Consider the following 22,598-nt stretch of genomic DNA (forward strand, 5'->3'; position numbering starts at 1 on the left):
AAACAATCCGAGTTGTTCACTCCGGGCATCTTTTAGGCACACATTGAATTTTTGAATTGTGGTTTTTCCTTTCGACTTTCCCCTTTTCACCTATCGTTTCCGCATGAAACCCGCATGTTTGCTTTTGGCAGTTTCTCTTTCGTTGAACGCCGCTGAGCCGGTGCCCGATCCCAAGGAATTGCCGCGTATTCCGTTTACGGCGGCGAAAGATGCGCGCGGGACGTTTACGGTGAAGGAGGGCTTCGAGCTGCAGCTCGCGGCGGCCGAGCCGTTGGTGGTGGATCCGGTGGCGATGTGTTTTGATGAATTCGGGCGGTTGTTTGTGGTGGAAATGATTGGCTACTCGGAACGCCAAAACGAAAAGCTCGGGCGTGTTCGGCGGTTGGTGGATACGAATGGCGACGGGCGGTTTGATCAATCGACAATTTTTGCAAAAGGATTGGCGTGGCCGACGGCGTTGTTTTGCAGCAATGGCGGCGTGTACGTGGGAGTGACGCCGGATTTGTTTTTTTTCAAGGACACCGATGGCGATGGCGTTTCGGATACACAGAAAAAAATCTTCACCGGCTTCGGCAAAGCGCGGCTGAATGTGCAGGGAATTTTCAACAGCCTGCGCTGGGGATTGGATAATCGCATCCACGGAGCCACCGCGCATAACGGCGGCGACATCACCCAACCGGGCACCGACGGCAAACCGGTGAGCCTGCGCGGCCGCGATTTTTCATTTGATCCACGCACGCGGGAATTCCGCGCCGAGAGCAGCACCGCGCAGCACGGGATGAGCTTCGACGATTTCGGGCGCAAGTTTGTGTGCAGCAACAGCAGCCACATTCAGGCCATCATTTATCCTTCGCGCTACGCCGGGCTCAACCCGCACTACGCGCTGCCGAGCCAACGCGTGAGCGTGGCGTCCGATGGCGCGGCGGCGCCGGTGTTTCGGCTGAGCCCCGACGAGCCGTGGCGCATCGTTCGCACCCGCTGGCGCGTGGCCAAAGCCGTGCGCGGGCCGGTGGAAGGCGGCGGGCGTGTGTCGGGTTATTTTACGGCGGCCACGGGCATCACCATTTATCGCGGGGATGCTTTGGGCGCCGGCTTCGTGGGTAACGCGTTTATCGCCGATGCCGGCAGCAATCTCATTCACCGCAAGTTATTGCATTACGATAATCACGTGCAACCCGTCGCCGAGCGGCCGAAGGACGAACAAAAGCGCGAGTTCATCGCCTCGACGGATAACTGGTTTCGCCCCGTACAATTCGCCAACGCGCCCGATGGTTGCCTGTATATAGCCGATATGTACCGCGAAACCATCGAGCATCCGTGGTCCATTCCGTTGTCGATCAAGAAACATCTCGACCTCAACAGTGGCAACACCCGTGGACGCATTTGGCGTATCGCGCCGAAAAACTTTAAGCCGCGCCAACGCAAGATGCCTGGAAATATGACCACTGCCGAATTAGCCGCCACGTTCAATCAATTCAACGGCTGGCATCGCGACACCGCGGCACGGTTAATTTACGAACGGCAGGATAAATCCATCGTGCCCACACTGGAGAAAATGCAATTAAATGCCAACACGCCTGAAGCTCGTATCCACGCTCTGTGGGCTCTGCAGGGGTTGGATGCGTTAAAGCCAGTTCACGTGTTGCGGGCATTGGTTGCATCGCCTCGTCACGGGCTGATTGTGGCCGAGGATTTTCTTGATAACAAAACGGTGGCCGCCGCTGTTCTGGGACTGGCCGATTCGAATTCGGCGGCAGTGCGTTTTCAATTTGCGCTCACGGCGTCGCGTCTTCCCAATAGTGATGAAAAATTTCAGGCGTTAGCTTTTGCGCTCGGCCGCGCCCAGGGCGATCGCTGGAATGAAGCGGCGGTGATGAACGCGCTCACCGCCAATCTTGGCGATTTGTTTGTAGCGATAAACCTTGATCCTGAAACTTCCGCCACGGCCAAGCTCGAGTTGCTCAAGCTCATCGGTCGACGCAATCAGCCACGCGAAGTGGGCAAGGCAATGGAGGTAATCGCACAGCGGCCGCCCAATGCCGAAACCATCATGTGGGTCAACGCGCTCGGCAAAGCAGCGGGGCCGTTGGCCGCGTTGGAAAAGGAAGCGCTGCGATGGATGACGTTGCCGGTGAATCAAAAAACCGATGCGGAATTGATTCCCGCGATGCAATTGGTGGCGCGAAGCGGCTATGTTTCGGCAAAGCCTGCTCTCGCAACAGTGGCGCGCCTTCGCAATGCGGATGCCGTGCAAGTGGCAGTGGTGCGTGCGTTGGCACAGTTCCACGAACCGCAAGTGGCGGGCGATTTGCTGGCGTTGTGGCCAAGGGCATCGGGCCGCGTACGTGCGGAGATTTTGGCGGCATTGGTAACGCGGGCCGGGCGGGTGACGGTGTTGCTTGCGGCGTTGGAAACAGGCGACGTGATGAAGGGCGACGTTCCGGCGGCAACAATCACTATTTTGCGCGGGCAAAAAGATGCGAAACTGCGCGCGCGGGCGGTGGCGATTTTTGGCGCACCGGCCAAGGCCAAAACCCGGGCACAAGTGGTCAAGGAATATTTGCCCGCGCTGGCGTTGAAGGGCGATGCGGCGAAAGGGAAAATTATTTTCGCGGGACGTTGCGCGATCTGCCACAAGCACGGCAAGGAAGGGTTCGCGTTGGGGCCGGATTTGGTGACGATTAAAACAACCGGCCGCGAAAAGATCCTGACCAATTTCATCGACCCCAACCGCGAAGTGCTCGCCAGTTATGTGGCGTACAACATCTCAACGAAGGGCGGCGAGGAAATCGTAGGCTTGCTTGGCGAAGAAACTACCACCCACGTGCGCATCAAGCTGCCGCTCGGTCAACAGCGCCTGCTGCCGCGCGCGCAGGTGAAGGCCATGCGCAGTGCCGGGAAATCGATCATGCCCGAAGGCCTCGAAGCGGGCCTCACCCAAGAGCAAATGGCGGATTTGTTGGAATTTATTTCCACGGTGAAGTGAGCGTGACCGATCTCTGTAGCCCGGGCCGGTGGCCCGGGTGGTTTATAGGGGAGCACACCTGAGCCACCGGCCCGGGCTACAAAAGAACCACCGCGGCACGCGCGCCGCGATGGTGTGCGGAGGGCCCAACCGCCCTCGTCATATTTAAGACCGGCCTAACAGAAAGCATTCCACTCAGAACCTGTGTCTTCCGGCGCACTTCAAAGTTCAAAAGCGCGCCGGGCAGGGTTACTGGTTTACCGGTCGGTACTGGAAACCCTTTTTCCCGTTGGGGGCATTTCGTGGACAGGACTTGCACTCTCGCCCCTATGCCTATGACACAGCATTGCCTATGCCACTTAATATTAAAATAGAAAATTGTGAATAAGTTTGCAGCCCCCGCTACGGTGGTTGTCGCTAAAGTTCCTCCTGCAATTCCGCCAGTTCCTCGCGGAAAATCACCCCCACCCGGTGCTTGGCCAGATACACCTGCGCGCGGCTTACCTCCAGCGCGCGCATGACCTCCGCCACGTCCCATTCCCGAATCACATACGCGTGGAAAATTTGGATTTGCAGTGGGCTCACCCGCTCCTTCAGTCGCGCCAGCGCGCCCTCCACCAGCGTGTTCTGCCATTCCTCCTCCCACACCGTCTCAATTTCGGGCCCCTTGGGATCGGGCACCTGCTCCAGCGGATCATCCTCAGAATGTCGCGGCTCTTGGCGCAATGGCTCGCGGTTTAATTTTTTGTAAAAATTACTAATCCGGCTGCGCGTCACCGTGCACAGCCACGCCTTGAACGAGCCCCGATCACGCCGCTTCTCAAACCGACCGATGCCTTGATAAACCTTCAGCGTCGTTTCCTGGACAATATCCTTGGCATCCGCATCCGAAAGCCGTGCCCGCCGCGCCACATTATAAATCAAGTCCGAGTAAATCTCGAAAAACTCCTCCCAACTCCCCTGATCCTCCTTCGCCTTCAGCCGCGCCAACAACGAACTCCGCGTCGGCGTAGGCATTTCCCCAGCCAATTTGGATCGCTGGCCAGATTGGCTGGATTGACCAGATTCAGGTGATTTTCCCTCAGACATACGCCGAAACCGCGAGGCCCGCAACGCCAACCCCGGCCCACGTCCCCGAATCAGGAACCCCGACAAATCCGCCAATCTTTCACTCGCACTCATTTTTTTTCAAAAAAATCACTTCACCTTGAAAGATACCCCCTCATTTGGAGGTTTCTATTTTAGGGTTGTGTCTTCGTCCGAACAAGCTTCGACGAGGATCCAAGCCAAATATTAGCGAAATAACAGGGGAAAATAGAAAACCCCCCGCACATCGGGCCAAGGTGATATGAAAATAAACACCAACGTAGAAGCGCAACGCGCCGCTTCAAACCTGAACAAAAGCCAGAAAGCGCTCGGCGACTCACTCACTCGCCTCAGTTCCGGCACCAAAATCGTCAACCCCAGCGATGACGCCGCCGGGCTCGCAGTCAGTTCCCGTCTCTCCGCCCAAATCGCCCGCCTCACCGCCGCGCTCGACAACGTTGCCAACGGCGTCTCCTTCAGCCAAACGCAGGACGGCTATCTCAAGTCCGTCGATCAAGCCCTCTCCCGAATGGCCGAGCTGGCTATGCTCGCCCGTGACGGCACCAAATCCCCCGCCGACCGCGGCCTGTACGACGCCGAGTTTCAACAACTCAAATCTTTCATCCGCGAAACCGCTGATAAAGAACTCAACGGCATCCAGCTATTCGATGGCACCCAATGGGAAGTCAACACCGACGCCGAAGGCGGCACCTTCGCCATCACCAAACCCGACCTCGGCACCGACGCCTACACCGACGCCATCGCCGAAAGCACCACCACCTGGCAAACCAGCATCGACCTTTGGCAAACCTCAAAGGACGGCTACATCACCAAAGTCGATCTCTGGAAAGACGGCTCCGGCAACTGGCACACCGTCGACCCCGGCAGCGCCACTAAGTTTGACGCCGGCTCATTCCTCGCCACCGAGCCGACGTTGGCGGGGCCAATTCTTGATATGCCATTAGATGGCAACGCCAATGATATCAGTGGGAATGGGCACAACGGCACACCATCTGGTGTAGATCTGACAACAGACAAGAATGGAAATGCCAATGGTGGATATTTTTTCGATGGCACTGGTGGAGACAAGATAGACATTCCCCATAATGCGAGTCTAAATCCAAACGTATTCACAGTAACGGCTTGGGCAAAGCCAACAAACATCAATACTTCGGGCTCAGGGAATATTTTTAACCGCAGAATAATTTCAAAGGAAGGCCCAGTGGGTTCTGGAAAAACCGGGTATTTTTTCAACCAAAGCTCGCTGAATCAGTTTTCTTTCGCGGTAGCTTGGGATGGTACAAATTCATCAGGGGCTGGGAGAGGAAACGTTGGAGGCCTTGGAACTGTAGTTGCAGATAGGTATTACCATCTTGTTGGAACTTACGACGGGACGAATATGAAATTCTATATCGACGGGCAATTGCAAGGAACAACCGCAGCTAATTTAAACCTATCTTCAGATTCTTCCCTAAGAATCGGTTCAGTACCCAGTCGCTCAGATCCGAATCCAAATTTCGTTGGAGTTATTGATGAAGTATCAATTTATGATAGGCCATTATCGGCAAATGAGATTTCAGATTTGTATAATGCAACGGCATCTGAAGTGGCTGCCGCCTCATCAACTAATGAACTTGTTTCCACCGACCCCACCGCCACCGGCACCAACGAAGACCCCGCCGCCACCAAGATCACCGCCGGTAGCCAAATGACCACCGACCCCACCTCAGTCGATCCCGGTGCCACTCAAGTAGCGGTTGCCGACTCCAACCTGAACACCCTCGCCGCATCCGATTCCGCCGTCAAAGAAGTCAAGGAAGCCATCCAGCAAGTCGCCATCGATCGCGCCAACCTCGGGGCCTCCCAAGCCCGAATGCACTCCACCAGCCAACAAATGATCGAGGCCACCCAAAACCTCCAACAAGCCCGCAGCCGCATCACCGATGTGGACATGGCCGCCGAGTTGACCGAATACACCCGCCGCAAAATCCTAGTCCAATCCGGAACCCAAATGCTGCAAAACGCCAACGACCTCCCCCAACAAGCCCTCGACCTCATCCGAGGCCTGAAAAAATAACATGCCCCCCCGTGAGGGACAAGTTCCACCTTGTCCCGTTCATTAGAGACAGATTTACACAGATGTAATATGGGGCTACATTGCAATGTAGCTCGGGCCGGGGGCCCGGGCTATAGAGTTGCATTCGCGAAAAATTATACCCCTTTTCTAAAAACCTGATAACATCCAAGCGAGCCCTATGAAAAACCACACTCAAAACTTTACAGAATTAGCGTTGATACTATTCCTCGCCATTTTTATTTCACTATCATCCGGCTGCTCCTCCATCGAGGCCCGCGGCAAAGGGGTGGCCAAACCTTTCCCGGGCATCCAATATATGAGCGATTCGCGACACAGCGTTTATGGCACGGATGGATGGTTGAAACCCAAACCACCCGAGCCAATGCCACTGCCGGAATCGGACGCGGAAAACTCCTGCGATTGGGCGATCGGATTATCTGCTGCTCTCCCCCTGATGGGCGATGAAGCATCAGCGGCCATCGTGTTAATGATCTACGCCCCCATCGACCTCACCGCCACACTCGCCTTCGATCTCCTAATGTGGCCAGCCGACGCACTGGATAACAAAGCCCGCAAGCGGGAGGGGCAAGTTCCACCTTGTCCCGTTCATTAGATACAGATTTCACGGATCGCACAGATTGATTCATGGCAACCCTGTAGCCCGGGCCGGGCTAAAATGGCGAAATTTATCGCTCTTATTTGAAAGATTTGCCTTCTCGTGGTGGTTTCATAGTTAGGCTGTGTCATAGATCAAAAACCCGAACAACGAACCAACCAGAAAAAACACCTATAAAATACAAAAAGGACACGCCGTGAACCCCACTACTTCCTCCTCACCACTCACTACACCCCCGCGCAAAGCGGGCTTCACCCTCATCGAACTCCTCGTCGTCATTGCGATTATTGGGATTTTGGCTGCGATGCTTTTGCCCGCCCTTGCCCGAGCGAAGGCGAAGGCTAACCGAATCAAATGCGTAAATAATCTTGGCTCCATTGGCAAAGCGTTGATGGGGTTTGCGCATGATAATGGCGGGCGATTGCCTTGGCAGTTGATCCCGAGCCAACAGCGCAATCATTTTGGCACCAAATACGTTGAGGATCTGGCCCCGATTTTTTCCACTGCCGCGATGAAGAGCGAATTGCAGACAGCCAAGATTTTGCATTCCCCGTGTGATGCCGACCGCGAGGCGGCCAATGAAGATGCTCAAAAAGGTTGGAAAGGATACAATGCCAAGACCGGCAATCTCATTTCGAAAAGTGCCATCAGCTATGTCCTAATTAAGGGGGCGGATATGGCTCGACCTTCCACAGTCTTGGCTGCTACGCGAAATCTTTCCACTTGCGATTTGGCCTCGGCAAACTGGACTGGCGCGGATGAAGACCCCATTCCCGATCACGCTATGACCGGCCTCAACAAAAGTCAGGGCCAACTCGTGAAGGGCGACGGCAGCGCAAGCTTCTCTACCGATGCAGATTTTGGCACTTCGGGTAAACTCATAAAGGGCCATATCAACTCGAGTGGCGGCGTTAGGCTTGGCAAAGCCAGCACACAGGTAATTGGCTGTAGTGCCAAAGGGCCAATATTGGGATTGCTTTGGAGTAAGCCTTCTTCAGACGGTCGCATCGCCGGATATGTTTTAGAAAAAGGAGGCAAGTACGTAATGGTGGCAACCCGTGGTATCAATTGGAATCAGGCAAAAGCTGATGCCGTAAAACGAGGCGGACAACTGGCGGCTTTTGAAACCAAAAGCGAATACAAGTCCTTTGTTAAAATTTCAAAAGGTTGGGCGAAGAATAACTTCTTGTATGTTGGTGGAACATATAACACCGGGTCTAAATCTTGGCAGTGGCTTAGCGGAGGATCCATTGATTCTGAAATGTTTGCGGGACAAGAATTTAACGACACGGACGAACACGAACACTATGTCGTGTTCCAAAACTGGTAATGCGGCTGACTTTTAATACGCACCGACCGAAGGCAATGCTTTAGGTTTTCTAAATCTTAGACCGTCATCGAACGTATTAAAAATTTTGTCGGCTCCTATGATATCATTGAGGTCGGACAATTGTTTGACGTCCTTTAACTTATGAGAACCCCAGTCTTTATGGGCTCTCAGAGATGTTATTTCATTAGGAATAGAGTCCGCATCTGCAAACAAACAATCCCATAGTTTTAAGAACCCTTTCTCAGAACTAAATACCGCTTGTCCTAGGGATGATCTGTTCCTATAAAAAGTGCACCGGATCACTCGAGTATCACCTTCGGAATAGATGCCGCCTCCCGATTCCCAGGCGAAGTTTGTTGCAAAAACGCTACGGTATACATTGCCGATTGATCCCAATCCTAAATACAATCCACCTCCCCATTGATAGCCGGTGGGGGAATCGGTGGTTTGGTTTTTAAGGAAAAGGGTATACTGAATTTCAAACCGGGATCCGCTGCCGATCATTACTGTGCCGCCCCGGTGGGATAGGTTGGCGATGAATTCGCAGTGGTCGATGTGGATTTTGCTGTGGCCGCTATCCCATAGGCTGGCGGCGGAGTTGGCGGTGAGGGATTGGAAACGACATTGGCGCAATGTGAGGTGGGCTTCTTTCATTAGGATGCCCGCGCCGGTGCCATTTAGTTTTGGATCATTTACATCTGTTGTGTCGGCATTGGCGCTGATCAAGGTGAGGCCTTCGATGAGGGTGGGGGTGTCTCCGGGTAATAGAGTGAGAAGATGAATGGTGTTGTCGGCGCGGGTGGGTTCGGATCGGTGGATGTTTTGGTTGTCGTTTCCCTTGAGATCGCCACTCAGGATTGTGGGGTGTTGGTGGCGGTCCTGTTCATTTCCATTTCCTGATAAAGCCTCCCCGCAGTCGGACGCCGGCAGGGAGGGCGAAGGTGGCAGTGCGATCGCCGGTTTGGCTGGGTTTGTAAATGCCGGCGGCAAGGCGGATTTCATCACCGGGTTCAGCAATTGCCAATGCGGCGTGGAGGTTGCCCAAGGCGTTAGTCCAAGCGTGGTCATTGCCAGTGGCTTTGGGGCGGACAAAAATAACGCGTTTGGGCGGCGCGAATTCCATCGATGCCATTTGCGGCGGAGGTTTGGGAATGGCTTTTTCGGAATGAATTTCAGAGTTGTTTTTGGGCCGGGGGGAATTGTTGGCAATCGCAAACCACAGCCCGGTGGCGGTTAGGGCGAGGGTGGCGGCGATTGCTAGGGTGCGGCGGCGTTGGCGGGCGGCGCGGAGGGGGCGGTGGGTGTCGACGCGGCGGATGTCTTCGGCGAGGTCGGTGGCGCTTTCGTAGCGGGCGGTGGGGTCGATGGCGCAGGCGGTGGTGATGACTTGATTCAACCGGCGGGCTTCGCGGGGCCAATCCTTGGTGCGGGCGATTTCGGGTAGGCGCGGGAAGGCGGCATGGTTTTGGCCGGTGCTGATTTCGTACAATAGTTTCCCGAGAGCAAAACAATCGGCAGAGGGATGGCCGGGGCCTTCAGGGGGGAGATAGCCGAGGGTGCCGACCAGAGTGCTGGCGCCGGCTTCGGCCACCAGCCCAGGATCGGCCAGGCGGGGCTGGCCATTGAGGTAAACGATGTTGGCGGGTTTGAGGTCGCGATGGATGAGGCCGGCGGCGTGCAGATGCGCGAGTGCTTCGGCGAGTACGCAGCCGGTGGTGAGGGTGATTTCGAAGGGTAAAGGTTTGCCGGGGGTTTGGGTGGCGGCGAGGGTGTGCGGGGTGTAGTCGGCTTCATCGGGATTGTGCTCGCCGGTGAGGTCGTCGGCCAGTTCCATGACGTAATAGAAAAACCCGCGTTCATCGTTGCGGCCGACGTGGTAAACGGGGATGAGGCCGGGGTGGGAACGGCTGACGGGGCTGTAGGCTTGGATGCCGCGGAATTCGCGCTCGTAATGTTTATCCTCATCGAAGCGCTCGCGCTGGACGATTTTGAGCGCGCGGTATTCGCCGGTAAGGGCGCGGGCGAGCCAAACTTCGCCGTAGCCGCCCTTGCCGATGCGGCGCAGAAGTTGATAATCGGGGATGTTCATTTCACAAAAAACGGCCCGAAAAACCGGTTAAAATTTCTGGAGCCAGATACCCGACTTGAACGGGTGACCTGCAGGTTACAAAACTGCTGCTCTACCAACTGAGCTAATCTGGCGCGCGGGAAAGGTAGTTTGCGCGGGCGGTTTTGTCGAGGGAGGGTTTTGGGGGTTGATCCTCTTCATCAACCGCCGTCGTTGGCGGCTCATCCGTAGCGTTTGACTAACAAGCGGCTGCGGGAGGCTTCGAGAGCCATTCGGAAGTCTTCGAAGCTGGCGTAGCGTTTCTCGGGGTCTTTGTGCATGGAGCGCAGGATGGCGGCTTCGGTGTCTTTGCTGACGCTGCTGACGAGTTTGCGCGGCGGATGCAGGCGGGTTTTGACGTGCATCCACACGGTTTCCTCCACGGTGGGGGCGTCGAAAGGGACGCGTCCGGTGAGGGCATGGTACATGGTGGCGCCGAGGGAATACATGTCGGAACGGAAATCCTGCCGACCGAGAGCCACGCGTTCGGGGGCGATATAAAATGGGGTGCCAACGAGGCCATCGGGGTGGCGACCTTCGTCGGTGCGGCGGGCGATGCCGAAGTCGGTGAGCTTGGGTTCGCCGTCGGCGTTGTAAAGTATATTGTCGGGCTTGAGGTCGAGGTGGATCATTCCTTTTTTGGCGACCAACTCGAGCGCGGATGAAATTTTAACGCCGACGTCGAGCACATACAGCTCGTCCACGCGGCCATGTTTTTGGATGAGGGCATCAAGGTCGCCGCGGTCGGCCACTTCCATCACGAGAAACTTGTGGCCATCGTCTTCACCGTAGTTGTAAACCTGCACGATGTGGGTGTGGTTGAGCGAGGCTTGATAGCGGGCTTCTTTAAAAAAACCATCCATCGCGTTGACGTCCCGTGTAAACTCCGGCTTCATCAGTTTCACCGCCACGTCGCGATCAAGAATTTCATCACGTGCTCGGAATACCGTGGCCATGCCGCCGGAGCCGATCACCGATCGCAGCTCAAACTGCCGCAGCTTCACGGGCGTCATCACCGAGTGCCCGCAGTTTTTGCAGTTGGCATATTGAAACATTCCCGTATCGGACGGGATAAACGTCTGCGTATTGCAGCGCTCGCACGGAACCATGCGCATGGCGCGTCTGGGTGGGGATGTGCTCATTTGGCTCATTGACTCACTCAAGGTAGACGGGTCTGACGCTGGTTGATGGCGTCGGATTCATTTCCCATTGCTGGACAGATTGTATCAGTTAGGCAGCGAGTTGCAATGGCAAACGAAGCGATTTACGTTGCCAAGCCAGTCATATTTTGGTAATAAATAATCCGATTTATTGCGGCGATCCAATCGCCGCATTTGCCATGAAAAACCTGACGCTTTGGATGCGCGGGCTGGGGCTGCTGCTCCTGCTGGCGGGAGTGGTGGATCTCGCAGCCACCGAAACCGAAGGGGCCCACGCTGGGCACGAACACGATGAGCATCACGCTCATGGTGTGGATGGCGGGGGGCTGAGCGTGTGGTGGGTGCTGCCTTTTGGAGGCATGCTGCTCTCCATCGCGCTGGGGCCATTGGTGGCGGCGCATTTTTGGCACAGCCATTATGGCAAAGTGGCTGCGGGCTGGATTGCTGTGTTCGCCGTGCCTTTTCTTGTTTCGTTTGGCGGCCACGGCTTTTATGAAATCCTCCACATTGTGCTGCTGGATTACGTGCCGTTTATCATATTGCTGGCGGCACTCTTCACCGCCGCAGGCGGTATTTGCCTCAAAGGTTCCCTGCGGGGATCGCCGATGGTGAACACGGCCATTCTTTTAATCGGTACAGTGCTGGCCAGTTGGATGGGAACCACCGGCGCGGCGATGCTGCTCATTCGGCCTATCTTGCGCGCCAACGCCTGGCGCAAGCATCGCGTGCATGTGGTCGTGTTTTTCATTTTTCTGGTGGCTAACATTGGCGGTTCGCTGACGCCGCTGGGTGATCCGCCACTCTTCCTCGGATTCCTCAAAGGTGTGGATTTTTTCTGGACGATGAAGCTGCTTCCCGTGATGGCCCCGGTGTCGGTAGCATTGCTGATTATTTTCTTCATCGTGGATACGATGATGTTCCGCAAAGAAGGCGAAGCCCCCGATGACGGCGAGAAAGTGCCGCTCAAACTCGAAGGCGCTTTAAACTTCGCGATGGTGGGCCTGATTATCGGTGCGATTTTATTTTCCAAATCACTGGGTGATAGTAAATTCAAGGATGCCACCGTGGCAGAGGAAAAAATGGGGATTATCGTAAATTCCAGTGAATCATCCGATCCTGTTAAAGGGGCTTTGATGCGTGAGGATTCCGATGAAACATATATTGTAATCAAGCAAGTCAATGAAACTGAGATAATAATCCCTGTTGCATCCATCACTGAGAGAAAAACATCGCCAAAAGCTATTGCGCCGTCTGAGTTGTTTGCCTTGGAAGAAAAAATGAAAAAAGCCAAGGATAAGTTAAAAAAATATGTAAAAAACAATCCGAGTGTTAAATTTGATGAATCCAACGAGGCCTATCACACCACACGCGTGGAGCATTTGCATTCAATTGCCGAGGTAAACAAGATACGCGCAAAGATATCACACGACGAGGCAACGGGACTGCACATTTTCGGCGTTACTGTGCCTTATTCAAATTTAGTGCGCGATGGGTTGTTGATATTGATCGCGTTCATCAGCCTACGTATCACGCCAATGTTTCGGACGCAAAAGGATGAACACGGTCACGAAGTGGCCGCCGAAGGCGAGGAGGAAACCAATGTGCGAGCCGCCAATGGCTTTACTTGGGAACCGATCCTTGAGGTGGCCAAGCTCTTTATTGCCATCTTTATATGTATGATTCCGGCTCTGTTAATTCTAAAAGCCGGCGTGGATGGCGGTCTCAAAAGCGTTATCCTGATGGTGCAGACGAGCACAAATGATCCTATTAACGCGATGTATTTCTGGCTCACCGGCGTGCTATCTAGCTTCCTCGATAATGCGCCGACGTATGTGGTGTTCTTTAACACCGCCGGTGGCGACCCCACTTCGCTGATGGGCAAAGGCGGAATGTTCGACATAAACGTCGGCAGCACGCTGCTGGCCATCAGTTGCGGCGCGGTGTTTATGGGCGCCAACACCTACATCGGTAATGCGCCCAACTTTATGGTAAAGGCCATTGCCGAAGAAAATGGCGTGAAGATGCCCAGCTTCTTCGGCTACATGGCCTGGAGCGCGGCGATTCTAATTCCCGTCTTCATTGTCGTATCAATCTTTTACTTTTAAGGGATGGTAGGGACGCGAACGGGCGTCCCTACCCTCGACCTTGCGCTTGGTTTGTGGCAAAACGCCACGGCGTATGCGGCTGCTTTATAACATTCTTTTCCCTGTTTTTTTTCTGCTTAGCGCGCCGTATTATTTTTGGAAACTATGGCGGCGCGGGAATTGGCGCGCGGGCTTCGGGCAACGGTTTGGCGGGTACGGCGACTTAGCGGCAAAATTGCGTGGCAAAAAAGTGCTGTGGTTGCACGCAGTTTCAGTGGGTGAAGCAAATCTTTCAGTGCAGCTCGTTGAAAAACTACGCGGACAATTGGAGGGCTGGACCTTCGTGGTGTCCACCACCACCACCACCGGCATGGGCGAGCTGGCGCGCAAGCTGCCAGCGGACGTGCATCGGGTTTATTATCCGGTGGATTGGATGCCCTTTGTGCGGCGGGCTTTTCGTGCGCTGAACCCTGCGGCGATCGTTTTGGTGGAGGCGGAAATTTGGCCCAACCTTTTTTGGCGCGCGCGTGACGTGGGGGTACCGATGCATTTGGTGAACGCGCGCCTTTCGGAAAAATCCTTTCGCGGGTATCGGCGGTTTGGGGTTTTGTTCCGGCCTCTCTTCGCCTCATTGCAAACCGCCGGCGTTCACAATGAGGCGGATGCAAAGCGGTTGGCAGAACTAGGCACTGAATCCAAAGCTATCGCGGTCACCGGAAATATGAAATTCGATGGTGCGTTTGAAGCGGGCGCGGATGCGATGGATGCCCGCGCGTTATTACAGGAATTGAACGTGGCCGATGATGCGCCGGTATTGGTGGCGGGTAGCACGTTTGAAGGGGAAGAAATTCTATTGGCGGAATTATTGCCGCAATGGCGTGAGGCGTTTCCGAATTTGTTTTTGATTTTGGTGCCGCGGCACTTCGAACGCGCGGCGGCAGTGTTGGATCAATTGAAATCCACACAATTAAAAGTGGCCCGCCGCACGGCGATGGAGGCCGCGCCGGAAAATCCCGATGTGTTGTTGGTGGATAGCACGGGCGAATTGAAGTCGTTCTTCAAAGTGGCCACGGTGGTGTTCATGGGCAAGAGCCTCACGGCGCAGGGCGGGCAGAATCCGATTGAGCCGGCGGCGGCGGGGCGGGCAATTGTGTTTGGACCGTTCATGCAAAATTTCCGCGCCGTGGTGGGTGAATTGCTGGCGGCAAAGGGCGCGGTGCAAGTGGCGGATGAAGGGGAGTTGGCCGAAAAAATCCCTGTTTTACTGGGTAATTTAGAGCAACGCGAGGCTTTGGGTGAGGCGGCGCTCGGGGTGGTATCGGCAAACAAAGGCGCCTCGCAGCGAACGGCCGATTGGCTCGGGCAAACGCTGCGGGCGTTGGCTAAGTAGTGTGCCTCCGGACTAAAAGTTGGGCTCGGGCTTGCGCTTCAAGAGTTTCTTGATTTGATCGCGCTTGCCTTCCTGCATCATACGCCACATTTGAATGACCCGTTCGTGGGTTACTAGCTTCCCAACTACGCGCTTGTCGTATTGGTCGTCATAGAATTCCACGAAGCCATTCTCGTAGACGTCGAGTTTCCATCCTTCGTCGTCGTGCAGAGTGATGTTTAAATACTCCGTGCCGGGTGTCTCGAGTTCCTCGAGTATGGATAAAACCTCCCCTGTGCTCGGATCCTTAAACTCTACTCCCTCCTTTTTCAGGTAAGTCGTCAAGTGTTCCACCTCCCTTCGCTCCGTGAAGAGCATTCCTCCTGTCGCGATGGAATGCTTTTTCGCCAGTGCGGTCAAGCAAAAAGCCGCCCCAGTTGTTGGCCGGCTTTTGTGGATGATGAAATGAAGTGTGTTTTATACAATGCCCGTGTTGATCTCAATGCCTTGAAACCACATTTCCAGTTGTTGCGGGCTGGTGCAGTTATCCATTGCGATCTCTTTGGAGATGCGGCCTTCTTCTACGAGGTTGTACATGCAGCGGTTGAAGCTGAGCATGCCGTCATCCGCGCTGGCGTCAATGCATGCGGGCAGGCGGTTGAGTTCGCCATCAAAGATTTTTTGTTTCACCAGCGGCGTACCGATCATGATTTCCTGGGCGGGCACCATGCCGCCATCCAGCGTGGGGCACATACGCTGAGCAACGGCACCGACGATGACTTCAGCATATTTTTTGCGCTGCATTTCGCGTTCTTCTTCGGGGAAAAAATCCAACAACCGGCCGGGGACGGAGGCGGCGGTTCGGGTGTGTACGGTGGAGAGCACCATCGCGCCGGTATCCGCCGCGCGCATGGCGGCGCCAATGGAGGTGGCATCGCGCATCTCGCCCACGAGCACCATATCGGGGTCTTCCCGCAGGGCGCTTTTGAGAGCCCGCTGAAAGCTCATCGTGTCGAGTCCTACCTCGCGTTGTTCGATGACGCATTGTTCGTCTTCGAACATCATTTCCACGGGGTCCTCAATGGTGATGATGTGTTTGCGAAAGTTTTTGTTCAAATGCATCACCATGGCGGCCATGGTGGTGGATTTGCCGGAACCGGTGATGCCGGCCAGAAGCGTGAGCCCGCGCTTGGCTTCGGCGAGTTTCAGGCAGATGGGATTGATGCCGAGCTTCTCAATGGGGGGAAGGTCGTTTTTGATGTACCGCATGGCCAATGCCCATTTGTCGCATTGGGAAAACACGTTGACCCGGAAGCGTCCGAACTTGGGATTGAAATAGGAGAAATCAGTCTCGCGGTCTTCCTTGAATTTTTCGACAAAATGCTCGGGGCACATATTGAAGATGACTTTTTCAATCCATTTTCGGGTGGGCTTGGGCCAATCCCGATCGCGTAAGCCGCGGCTCATGCGGAAGTGGACGTAGTGATCCTCCTTGATGTGGAGGTCGGCCACGTCTTCATTAATCGCATCCTGCAAAATCAAATCGAAGAGCCGAAGGTCATCGTCTTTGATGGACTTATCTTCTTCGAGTCCGTTCCAACACTCTGAATTTTCATTCGATTTGAGCAACAGGCCGGCGGGGTAACGCAGGCTGATGTCCTCGTCCTCAGTAAGCAGGATGCCGCCTTTGGGATCGCGATCGCGTTCGCTCAATGGCACGGCTTGGTCGGCGGAAATCTTGAGTTCAATAGGAGCGATTTCAGGAGCGGCTTCAACCTCCGGGGCTACTTCAACAGCAGGAGGGGTTGGGGCTAATTCCGTGCCGGTGGGATCAACCGCCGGTGGGGCGATTTCCATACCGGGCGCGGGGGGAGGTGCGGCGGCGGGATCCACCACCACAGGTGCGGGTGGTGGGGCTTCTTCTGCAAAAGGCATAGCTGGGGCAGGAGGTGCTTGGGGGGGCGGGGGCGCGGTAATTTGCATGCCCGGCGGGGGCGGAGGCGCGGCGGCATCAGGAGCGGCAGGGGGAGCTGCGGGGGCGGCTTCGGCCGGAGGCGGCGGGGCTGGCGGCATCGTTTCCATGTCTCCCAAAGTTTACTGCCCAAACAAGGAAAAAGCAACTATTGGGGATGGGTTCGGGAGGGAGGGGCTTTGCACGTTCCTCCCGTTCACCATTCCAGAACCGTGGCGCCCCACGTTAATCCTGCGCCGAAGGCGATGATTAGGATTTTGTCGCCGCGTTTTACTCTGCCGGTTTGGAGGGCTTCGTCCAGGGCGACGGCGACGCTGGCGGCGGAGGTGTTGCCGTATTTTTGGAGGTTGACAAATACCTGATCTTCACGCGCGCCGAGGCGGCTGCCGATGGCGCTGATGATGCGCTGATTGGCTTGGTGCGGAATGATGCACTGGATGTCTTCGATGGTGAGGCCGCTGGTTTCGAGCACTTCCTTGGCGGCGGCGGTCATGGCATTAACGGCGTTTTTATAAACTTCCTTGCCCTCCATTTTGAGGAAGTGGATGCGTTCGTTCACTGAATCGACGGTGGCGGGTTGGCGGCAACCGCCACCGGGCATAGCGAGGATATCGGCTTTGTTGCCGTCGCTACCGAGGCGGGTGGCGAGCACGCCGCGCGCGCCTTCGCGGCGCTGGAGAACAGCTGCGCCGGCGCCGTCGCCGAAGAGGACGCAGGTGTTGCGGTCTTCCCAGTCAATAATTGAGGAAAGTTTTTCTGCGCCAACAATGAGAACATTTTGATAAATGCCGCTGGCGATAAAAGCGCGGCCGACTTCGAGGGCGTAAATAAATCCGGAACAGGCGGCTTCCAAATCAAAGGCGGCTGCTTTGTCCGCGCCGAGTTCTTTTTGCACGAGGCACGCGGTGGCAGGGAATGGCATGTCGGGCGTGATGGTGGCCACGACGATGAGATCCAGGTCGGCGGCATCCAAGCCCGCTTGGGCGAGGGCTTTGCGCGAGGCGTGCGCGGCGAGGGTGGAGGTGTGCTCGCCTTCGGCGGCGATGCGGCGTTGTTTGATGCCGGTGCGGGAGGTGATCCAATCGTCGGTGGTATCGACCATTCCTTCCAGCTCGGCATTGGCGAGGATACGTTCGGGGACGTATGAGCCTACGCCGGTAATGGCGCAGCCTTGGAGCTTGTTTTCGTCGCTCATAGAGAACGGCCGTTTCCGGCAAAAAAACTACGGGCGGGTTAGCCCTGGCTTTTCACAGTGAGCACTTGGCGGCCTTTGTAATAGCCGCAGCTTGGGCACACGCGGTGCGCTTGAGCGGGCTCGTCACATTGCGGGCAGGATTGAACCTGGGGCAGCGTGAGTGCGCTATTGGAGGCCAGGCGCTTGCGGCGGCGGCTGCGTGAGGTTCTGCGTTTTGGTACGGGCATTGTTTTTCCTAACTCTTTGGTTGCTTCCAGTCATCCAGCTTGCTCCAAGTATTGGAGTCGGCCACGTCGGCTGGGGGCGGGCTTTCCTGTTTGAAAACCAGTCCTTCGCACGCGGGGCCACACAGCGGATGCTGTGGAAGGCGAAGGAGAATATCGTCCCGCAGCCATGGAGTCAAGTCCACGGAATCCCAACCATACTCGATGGCATCGTCGCCTTTGAGGGGCAGGGCGACGGCCCATTGGGGCAAATTGATCGGGAATTCAAACGGCTTGAGGCAGCGCGCGCATTCGGCGGTAAAATCCATTTGCAACTGGCCAAAGACGATCAGCGTATCGTCCGACTCGCTGGCGGTGAGCGCATACGCCAACGGCCCGGCCGGCTTCATCAGTGCTTCCTCTTCGCCAAGTTCCAGCGCAAGTTCGGTGGGCGTGAGCTCGCCTTCGAGGTGCAGTTGCTCGTCTTGGAGATCATCCAAAATAATCTTGAGGGCCATAGCTGCTCCTTATTTACGGCACTCGGTGAGCGCGCGCTCCACGTGCGGCGACACAAACGCGCTCACATCGCCGCCGAGTTGCGCGATTTCTTTAACCAGTTTGCTGCTGAGAAACGTGTACGTTTCGCGCGGCATCATAAAAATTGTTTCGATGTCCGGCTCCAACTTGCGGTTCATCAATGCGAGCTGAAATTCAAATTCAAAATCCGACACCGCCCGCAACCCGCGAATGATCGCCTGTGCTTTTTGGTCACGAGCGAAGTCCACCAGCAACCCGTCAAAGGCACTCACCTCCACATTACCCAGCACCGCCGCCGCCTCGGTGATCTGCGCTTGCCGTTGGTCCTTCGTGAAGAGCGGCGCTTTCGAGCTATTCACTGCCACCGCCACGATGACGCGATCGAACAGCTTCGCCGCCCGTTCAATGACGTCCAAATGGCCGTTCGTGATCGGGTCGAAACTGCCGGGATAAATAACCGTGCGCACCGCGCCAACATCCCGTCCCGCGCCCATGCGTGCAAGGCTTTTCCGGCCGCCCTCGACAAATCGCCCCATTTGGCCTTATATTAACCAAACCGGCTATGCCAGCAGACGACATTCCACCGCCGCCGCCACCCGAGGAAATTCCCCCGCCACCCCCGGAGGAAACCGCCGCGCCATTGCCAGCAGGAGATGGACCGCGCCGCTGCGGCAAAGCCTTTTCCAGTTTGCTGCTTGGCTTCATCGGTTGCCTCCTCGGCGGCGTGGCGCTTGCCGGAATGTACTACAACCCCGGCGCATCCGAATCTGTGAAAATAACCGGCAACCTCAACACGATGCAGGAAGTCGTCGTGCAGGATGCCACCAACCGTGGCCTCAAAATGTTCCTCGCTTCCTTCGGCCAATGGTTCGGCTTCGTGGGCGCTGCGCTTGGGCTCGTCGGGTTTATTCAAGGCCTCACCCATCTATATCAAGCCAGCGAAAAACTGGTGCTCCCCAAACGCTGGCTCGCCAGTTTTGGCACTCTATTTTCCTTCATTGCCTGTTGCAGCATCCTCACCGCGCTCAAGCACGGCTACGATGCCCACGTGGGGTTGCCCAAAGAAAATGCCGAGGAAGCCTTCAATCGCGTCGAACAAGTCGCCGGCATTATCCAACAAGGCGTGGACATCGCCAACGGCAAGGAACCCCCCAAACAAGGCGGACTCGGCAGCAAAGCCACCGGCATCGGCGAAGGTATTCTCGGCGGTAGTTTGAATCCCGTGCAGCAACTTTTGACCGAAGACTACATCGGCCGCACCGCGCCCGCGCTGGATGTCTACGCCGTGAACACCCGTCGCAGTACCTTCGAACTCTCCACCCTCCGCAACACCCGCGTGCTCATCGCTTTCCTCAACCCCGCCAGCCCCGCCTGCGGTAAAGTGGTCGCCCCCCTCAACGCTCTCTTTGACCGCACCTCACGCGGCCAACTGTGGATCATCGGTTCCTGCCCGCCCAAAACTCAAGGTGCCCTCGCCTTCACCAAAACTTACGGCGCAAAATTCCCCATCGGACACGCCCAATTCTACCGCGAACCCTACTCCGACATCACACTCCCGCCCGCATTTATGGTCGTCGATGAAAACGGGGCTATCGTATCCTTCCACTTTGGCCTCGCCTCGTTGCCGGCGGCGATTCGTGCTGCGGAAGGGAAACCTTGATCATTGAAAATTGAGCCTTCTAATATCCCACCCCGCCTGAACCAACGCCGCCCGCGCCCTCCCTTCCTCCGCCCCCGTCAACGTCTGCACAATCCGCACCGCGCGATCGCGCAGCTTTTTATTCTTCGGATCCAAATCCACCATCAAATTCCCGCGTACCTTTCCCAGTCGCACCATTGCCAGCGTGGTAATGCAATTCAAAATCAACTTCGTTGCCGTACCCGCCTTCAAACGCGTGGAACCCGTCAGCACCTCCGGCCCAATCGCCGGTGCCACGATGAGGTGCGGCACACCCGCGCGCCGTTTCAATTTCGGATCAAAACAAACCAACGCCGTCCGCGCTCCGCGCTTTGCCGCCGCCTCCATCGCCCCCCATACAAACGGCGTGCGCCCGCTCGCGGCAAGGCCGATCACCACATCCTTTTTCCCCACACCACGAAATTGAACCGCCGCCGCACCCGCATCCGAATCATCCTCCGCGCCTTCAATCGACCGCGTTAACGCACGCGGGCCGCCTGCGATAATCCCCTGCACCTGTTCCGGCCGCGCTCGAAACGTGGGAGGGCATTCGCTCGCATCCAAAACTCCCAACCGCCCGCTTGTCCCCGCGCCCACATAAAACAACCGCCCACCATCCTTCAACGCCGCCGCCACCCAACCGACGATGCGCGCAATTTTTTTGCTCTCACCCAACACCGCCCTCGCCCCGAGCGCTTCCTCACTGAGCATCAGCGTGATAGCCGATTGCGTGGGAAGCTTATCGAGATTCATCGAACGCCGGTTGCGTTCTTCGGTGGCAGGAAGATGCCCCGGCGATTGCGGACTGGCGGGCTCGTCTCTCCATTGTCCGCTGCGTTGCGCCTTGGAGGGACGAGTCTGCGAATCCGTTTTCTTCAATAACGCCGTCCCCAACACAATCGCGCCCCAAACGCCGTCGCGTTTTTGGGTGGATACGTTTGCATTCGGCCAGCGGGATTTGATTTCAGCAGCCACGTTGCGGGCAAAGGCCGGTTGATTGCGCAGCACGCCGCCGGACAACACGAACTCAACGGGCGAATTTTTCTTCACCAACTTCCCCGCACAAGCGACCGCGTCCTTGGCAAGCATTCCCGCCGCACCCACCAACACATCGCGCGCAATGCGGTCGCGTTGCTTGGCGGCAGCAAACACCTCCGGTGCCAACGCGGCAATCGCGTCTTTGTCCGCGATCGCCACCCAATCAATGAGATCATCGGGGGCATTGCAGCCAGTGGCCGCGAGCAGCTTTTCGCCCAATCGACTCCACGCGCCATCGCGGTCAAAATAAAACACCACCGCCTTCAACCCGCGCAGGCCGATTTCAAACCCGCTGCCCTTGTCACCGAGCACGTGCCCCCAACCGCCCATCTTCGCCGTACGCCCATCGGGTGCCATCCCAAAACAACACGAGCCCGTCCCCGAAAGCACGAGGACTGTCGGTAGGGCGGGCTGCCCCAGCCCGCCGCGGCGCGCTCGGAGAGCGCGCCCTGCCAGTGCAATTTCCAAATCGTGCGTCACGTGGCACGGCATTCCCCTCCAAACCTTTGCCACCGCAGTCCGCACGCGTTTTCGATCCGTTTCATTCCGTGCCCCCGCCAAGCCCAAGCCAATCGCATCCGGCTTCTCAAATTGTTTACCAATTCCACGCAGCAATTTCACCAATGCCCGATCATCCAGCAACCGCACATTCCCCGGCCCGAATGTGGCACGCTCCATCTCCCGCCCGTGGGCATCCGCCAGCAGCGCCGTCGTGCGCGTGCCGCCCCCCTCGATACCAAGAGTGAACGGACGTTGAAATTTTAGAGCCTTCGCCACGCGCGGAGTCTGTGCGCGCGCCGCCGTGCAGCGCAAGCCAATGTAGCCCGGGCCGATGGCCCGGGCCCCGGCCCACCGGGCCGGGCTACAAACGCGCCCGCTCAATGGTTTTCACCAACCCCGATCTTGGTTTTGCCCTCAATCTGCGGTATCCCAAACGCATGACCGATACGGAACAGGCGTTGCTCGACACCTTGCTGGAGCTGGAAACCGCTGTGGCCAATGTGAATGCCGAGCCTAAACCGGATCTCGTGGGCATTTTCGCGCGGCTGGACGACTTGACCGCCGCGCTGCCCAAAGATGCACCGCGCGATTTGCTGCATTATCTCCACAAAAAAAGTTTCCAAAAAGCGCGCCTCTATTTGCAGGGGCAAGATCCGGAAGCTGGCACTTGCGCCCATTAA

Annotated in this window: 19 protein-coding genes and 1 tRNA gene; 8 read left to right on the forward strand and 12 right to left on the reverse strand. The window is 56.4% G+C overall.

Annotated features, from left to right (window positions below; all coding sequences use genetic code 11):
* The first annotated feature begins 103 nt into the window (after window positions 1–103).
* Window positions 104–2,986 carry a c-type cytochrome gene (locus H8E27_10445; GenBank protein MBC8326032.1) on the forward strand — a complete coding sequence of 961 codons (2,883 nt, stop codon included), beginning with the start codon at window positions 104–106 and terminating at the stop codon, window positions 2,984–2,986.
* A gap of 396 nt (window positions 2,987–3,382) precedes the next feature.
* Here the strand turns inward: H8E27_10445 and H8E27_10450 are convergent, their stop codons facing one another.
* Window positions 3,383–3,982: a sigma-70 family RNA polymerase sigma factor gene (locus H8E27_10450; protein ID MBC8326033.1), complete on the reverse strand. Its 600-nt coding sequence runs from the start codon at window positions 3,980–3,982 to the stop codon at window positions 3,383–3,385.
* A gap of 331 nt (window positions 3,983–4,313) precedes the next feature.
* Between H8E27_10450 and H8E27_10455 the strand changes: the two genes are divergently transcribed.
* From H8E27_10455 to H8E27_10465, 3 genes are all read left to right on the forward strand, one after another.
* On the forward strand, window positions 4,314–6,128 hold the full coding sequence (locus tag H8E27_10455) for a hypothetical protein (protein ID MBC8326034.1): 1,815 nt from the start codon (window positions 4,314–4,316) through the stop codon (window positions 6,126–6,128).
* Window positions 6,129–6,306: 178 nt separating this feature from the next.
* Window positions 6,307–6,741: a hypothetical protein gene (locus H8E27_10460; GenBank protein MBC8326035.1), complete on the forward strand. Its 435-nt coding sequence runs from the start codon at window positions 6,307–6,309 to the stop codon at window positions 6,739–6,741.
* Window positions 6,742–6,940: 199 nt separating this feature from the next.
* Window positions 6,941–8,074, forward strand: coding sequence for a prepilin-type N-terminal cleavage/methylation domain-containing protein (locus H8E27_10465; protein MBC8326036.1), 1,134 nt, complete (start codon window positions 6,941–6,943; stop codon window positions 8,072–8,074).
* Window positions 8,075–8,086: 12 nt separating this feature from the next.
* Here the strand turns inward: H8E27_10465 and H8E27_10470 are convergent, their stop codons facing one another.
* The 4 genes from H8E27_10470 to H8E27_10485 form a co-directional block, all read right to left on the reverse strand.
* The gene (locus H8E27_10470) at window positions 8,087–9,076 is read right to left on the reverse strand and encodes a hypothetical protein (protein MBC8326037.1); all 990 of its coding nucleotides are present in this window, start codon (window positions 9,074–9,076) and stop codon (window positions 8,087–8,089) included.
* Complete coding sequence (locus H8E27_10475; GenBank protein MBC8326038.1) at window positions 8,958–10,163, reverse strand: protein kinase; 1,206 nt, start codon at window positions 10,161–10,163, stop codon at window positions 8,958–8,960. The genes H8E27_10470 and H8E27_10475 overlap by 119 nt, the downstream gene beginning before the upstream one ends.
* Window positions 10,164–10,200: 37 nt before the next feature.
* Window positions 10,201–10,276 (reverse strand) — tRNA-Thr (locus tag H8E27_10480).
* A gap of 87 nt (window positions 10,277–10,363) precedes the next feature.
* Window positions 10,364–11,296, reverse strand: coding sequence for a serine/threonine protein kinase (locus tag H8E27_10485; GenBank protein ID MBC8326039.1), 933 nt, complete (start codon window positions 11,294–11,296; stop codon window positions 10,364–10,366).
* 224 nt (window positions 11,297–11,520) lie between these two features.
* On the opposite strand from H8E27_10485, the gene H8E27_10490 reads away from it, so the two are divergent.
* Window positions 11,521–13,446, forward strand: a complete 1,926-nt coding sequence (locus H8E27_10490) for a sodium:proton antiporter (GenBank protein MBC8326040.1) — start codon at window positions 11,521–11,523, stop codon at window positions 13,444–13,446.
* Between the two features lie 73 nt (window positions 13,447–13,519).
* Window positions 13,520–14,815 (forward strand): 3-deoxy-D-manno-octulosonic acid transferase, encoded by a 1,296-nt coding sequence (locus tag H8E27_10495; GenBank protein ID MBC8326041.1) that lies wholly within the window; start codon window positions 13,520–13,522, stop codon window positions 14,813–14,815.
* A 12-nt stretch (window positions 14,816–14,827) separates the two neighbouring features.
* Here the strand turns inward: H8E27_10495 and H8E27_10500 are convergent, their stop codons facing one another.
* The 6 genes from H8E27_10500 to coaD all read right to left on the reverse strand — a co-directional run bounded on the left by H8E27_10500 (window position 14,828) and on the right by coaD (window position 19,195).
* Window positions 14,828–15,214: a hypothetical protein gene (locus H8E27_10500; protein MBC8326042.1), complete on the reverse strand. Its 387-nt coding sequence runs from the start codon at window positions 15,212–15,214 to the stop codon at window positions 14,828–14,830.
* A 57-nt stretch (window positions 15,215–15,271) separates the two neighbouring features.
* Window positions 15,272–16,651, reverse strand: coding sequence for a PilT/PilU family type 4a pilus ATPase (locus H8E27_10505; protein ID MBC8326043.1), 1,380 nt, complete (start codon window positions 16,649–16,651; stop codon window positions 15,272–15,274).
* Between the two features lie 311 nt (window positions 16,652–16,962).
* On the reverse strand, window positions 16,963–17,961 hold the full coding sequence (locus H8E27_10510) for a ketoacyl-ACP synthase III (GenBank protein MBC8326044.1): 999 nt from the start codon (window positions 17,959–17,961) through the stop codon (window positions 16,963–16,965).
* 38 nt (window positions 17,962–17,999) lie between these two features.
* Window positions 18,000–18,188 (reverse strand): 50S ribosomal protein L32, encoded by a 189-nt coding sequence (gene rpmF, locus H8E27_10515; GenBank protein MBC8326045.1) that lies wholly within the window; start codon window positions 18,186–18,188, stop codon window positions 18,000–18,002.
* An 8-nt stretch (window positions 18,189–18,196) separates the two neighbouring features.
* The gene (locus H8E27_10520; protein MBC8326046.1) at window positions 18,197–18,682 is read right to left on the reverse strand and encodes a DUF177 domain-containing protein; all 486 of its coding nucleotides are present in this window, start codon (window positions 18,680–18,682) and stop codon (window positions 18,197–18,199) included.
* Between the two features lie 9 nt (window positions 18,683–18,691).
* Window positions 18,692–19,195, reverse strand: coding sequence for a pantetheine-phosphate adenylyltransferase (coaD, locus tag H8E27_10525; GenBank protein MBC8326047.1), 504 nt, complete (start codon window positions 19,193–19,195; stop codon window positions 18,692–18,694).
* 68 nt (window positions 19,196–19,263) lie between these two features.
* Between coaD and H8E27_10530 the strand changes: the two genes are divergently transcribed.
* Complete coding sequence (locus H8E27_10530) at window positions 19,264–20,361, forward strand: hypothetical protein (GenBank protein MBC8326048.1); 1,098 nt, start codon at window positions 19,264–19,266, stop codon at window positions 20,359–20,361.
* Here the strand turns inward: H8E27_10530 and H8E27_10535 are convergent, their stop codons facing one another.
* A complete protein-coding gene (locus tag H8E27_10535) occupies window positions 20,362–22,194 on the reverse strand; it encodes an N-acetylmuramic acid 6-phosphate etherase (protein ID MBC8326049.1) in 1,833 nt (610 codons plus the stop codon).
* 104 nt (window positions 22,195–22,298) lie between these two features.
* On the opposite strand from H8E27_10535, the gene H8E27_10540 reads away from it, so the two are divergent.
* A complete protein-coding gene (locus tag H8E27_10540) occupies window positions 22,299–22,598 on the forward strand; it encodes a hypothetical protein (protein MBC8326050.1) in 300 nt (99 codons plus the stop codon).

The sequence above is a fragment of the Limisphaerales bacterium genome (genome assembly GCA_014382585.1).
Taxonomy (GTDB): Bacteria; Verrucomicrobiota; Verrucomicrobiia; order Limisphaerales; family UBA1100; genus JACNJL01.

Excerpts from the sequence above, each read along its gene's own strand:
- H8E27_10490 (MBC8326040.1), top strand. The coding sequence starts at position 11,521 with ATGAAAAACCTGACGCTTTGGATGCGCGGGCTGGGGCTGCTGCTCCTG.
- H8E27_10450 (MBC8326033.1), bottom strand. The coding sequence starts at position 3,982 with ATGCCTACGCCGACGCGGAGTTCGTTGTTGGCGCGGCTGAAGGCGAAG.
- H8E27_10485 (MBC8326039.1), bottom strand. The coding sequence starts at position 11,296 with ATGCGCATGGTTCCGTGCGAGCGCTGCAATACGCAGACGTTTATCCCG.
- H8E27_10520 (MBC8326046.1), bottom strand. The coding sequence starts at position 18,682 with ATGGCCCTCAAGATTATTTTGGATGATCTCCAAGACGAGCAACTGCAC.
- H8E27_10445 (MBC8326032.1), top strand. The coding sequence starts at position 104 with ATGAAACCCGCATGTTTGCTTTTGGCAGTTTCTCTTTCGTTGAACGCC.
- H8E27_10505 (MBC8326043.1), bottom strand. The coding sequence starts at position 16,651 with ATGGAAATCGCCCCACCGGCGGTTGATCCCACCGGCACGGAATTAGCC.
- H8E27_10470 (MBC8326037.1), bottom strand. The coding sequence starts at position 9,076 with ATGAAATCCGCCTTGCCGCCGGCATTTACAAACCCAGCCAAACCGGCG.
- H8E27_10495 (MBC8326041.1), top strand. The coding sequence starts at position 13,520 with ATGCGGCTGCTTTATAACATTCTTTTCCCTGTTTTTTTTCTGCTTAGC.
- H8E27_10460 (MBC8326035.1), top strand. The coding sequence starts at position 6,307 with ATGAAAAACCACACTCAAAACTTTACAGAATTAGCGTTGATACTATTC.
- H8E27_10530 (MBC8326048.1), top strand. The coding sequence starts at position 19,264 with ATGCCAGCAGACGACATTCCACCGCCGCCGCCACCCGAGGAAATTCCC.
- coaD (MBC8326047.1), bottom strand. The coding sequence starts at position 19,195 with ATGGGCGCGGGACGGGATGTTGGCGCGGTGCGCACGGTTATTTATCCC.
- H8E27_10540 (MBC8326050.1), top strand. The coding sequence starts at position 22,299 with ATGGTTTTCACCAACCCCGATCTTGGTTTTGCCCTCAATCTGCGGTAT.
- H8E27_10475 (MBC8326038.1), bottom strand. The coding sequence starts at position 10,163 with ATGAACATCCCCGATTATCAACTTCTGCGCCGCATCGGCAAGGGCGGC.
- H8E27_10510 (MBC8326044.1), bottom strand. The coding sequence starts at position 17,961 with ATGAGCGACGAAAACAAGCTCCAAGGCTGCGCCATTACCGGCGTAGGC.
- rpmF (MBC8326045.1), bottom strand. The coding sequence starts at position 18,188 with ATGCCCGTACCAAAACGCAGAACCTCACGCAGCCGCCGCCGCAAGCGC.
- H8E27_10455 (MBC8326034.1), top strand. The coding sequence starts at position 4,314 with ATGAAAATAAACACCAACGTAGAAGCGCAACGCGCCGCTTCAAACCTG.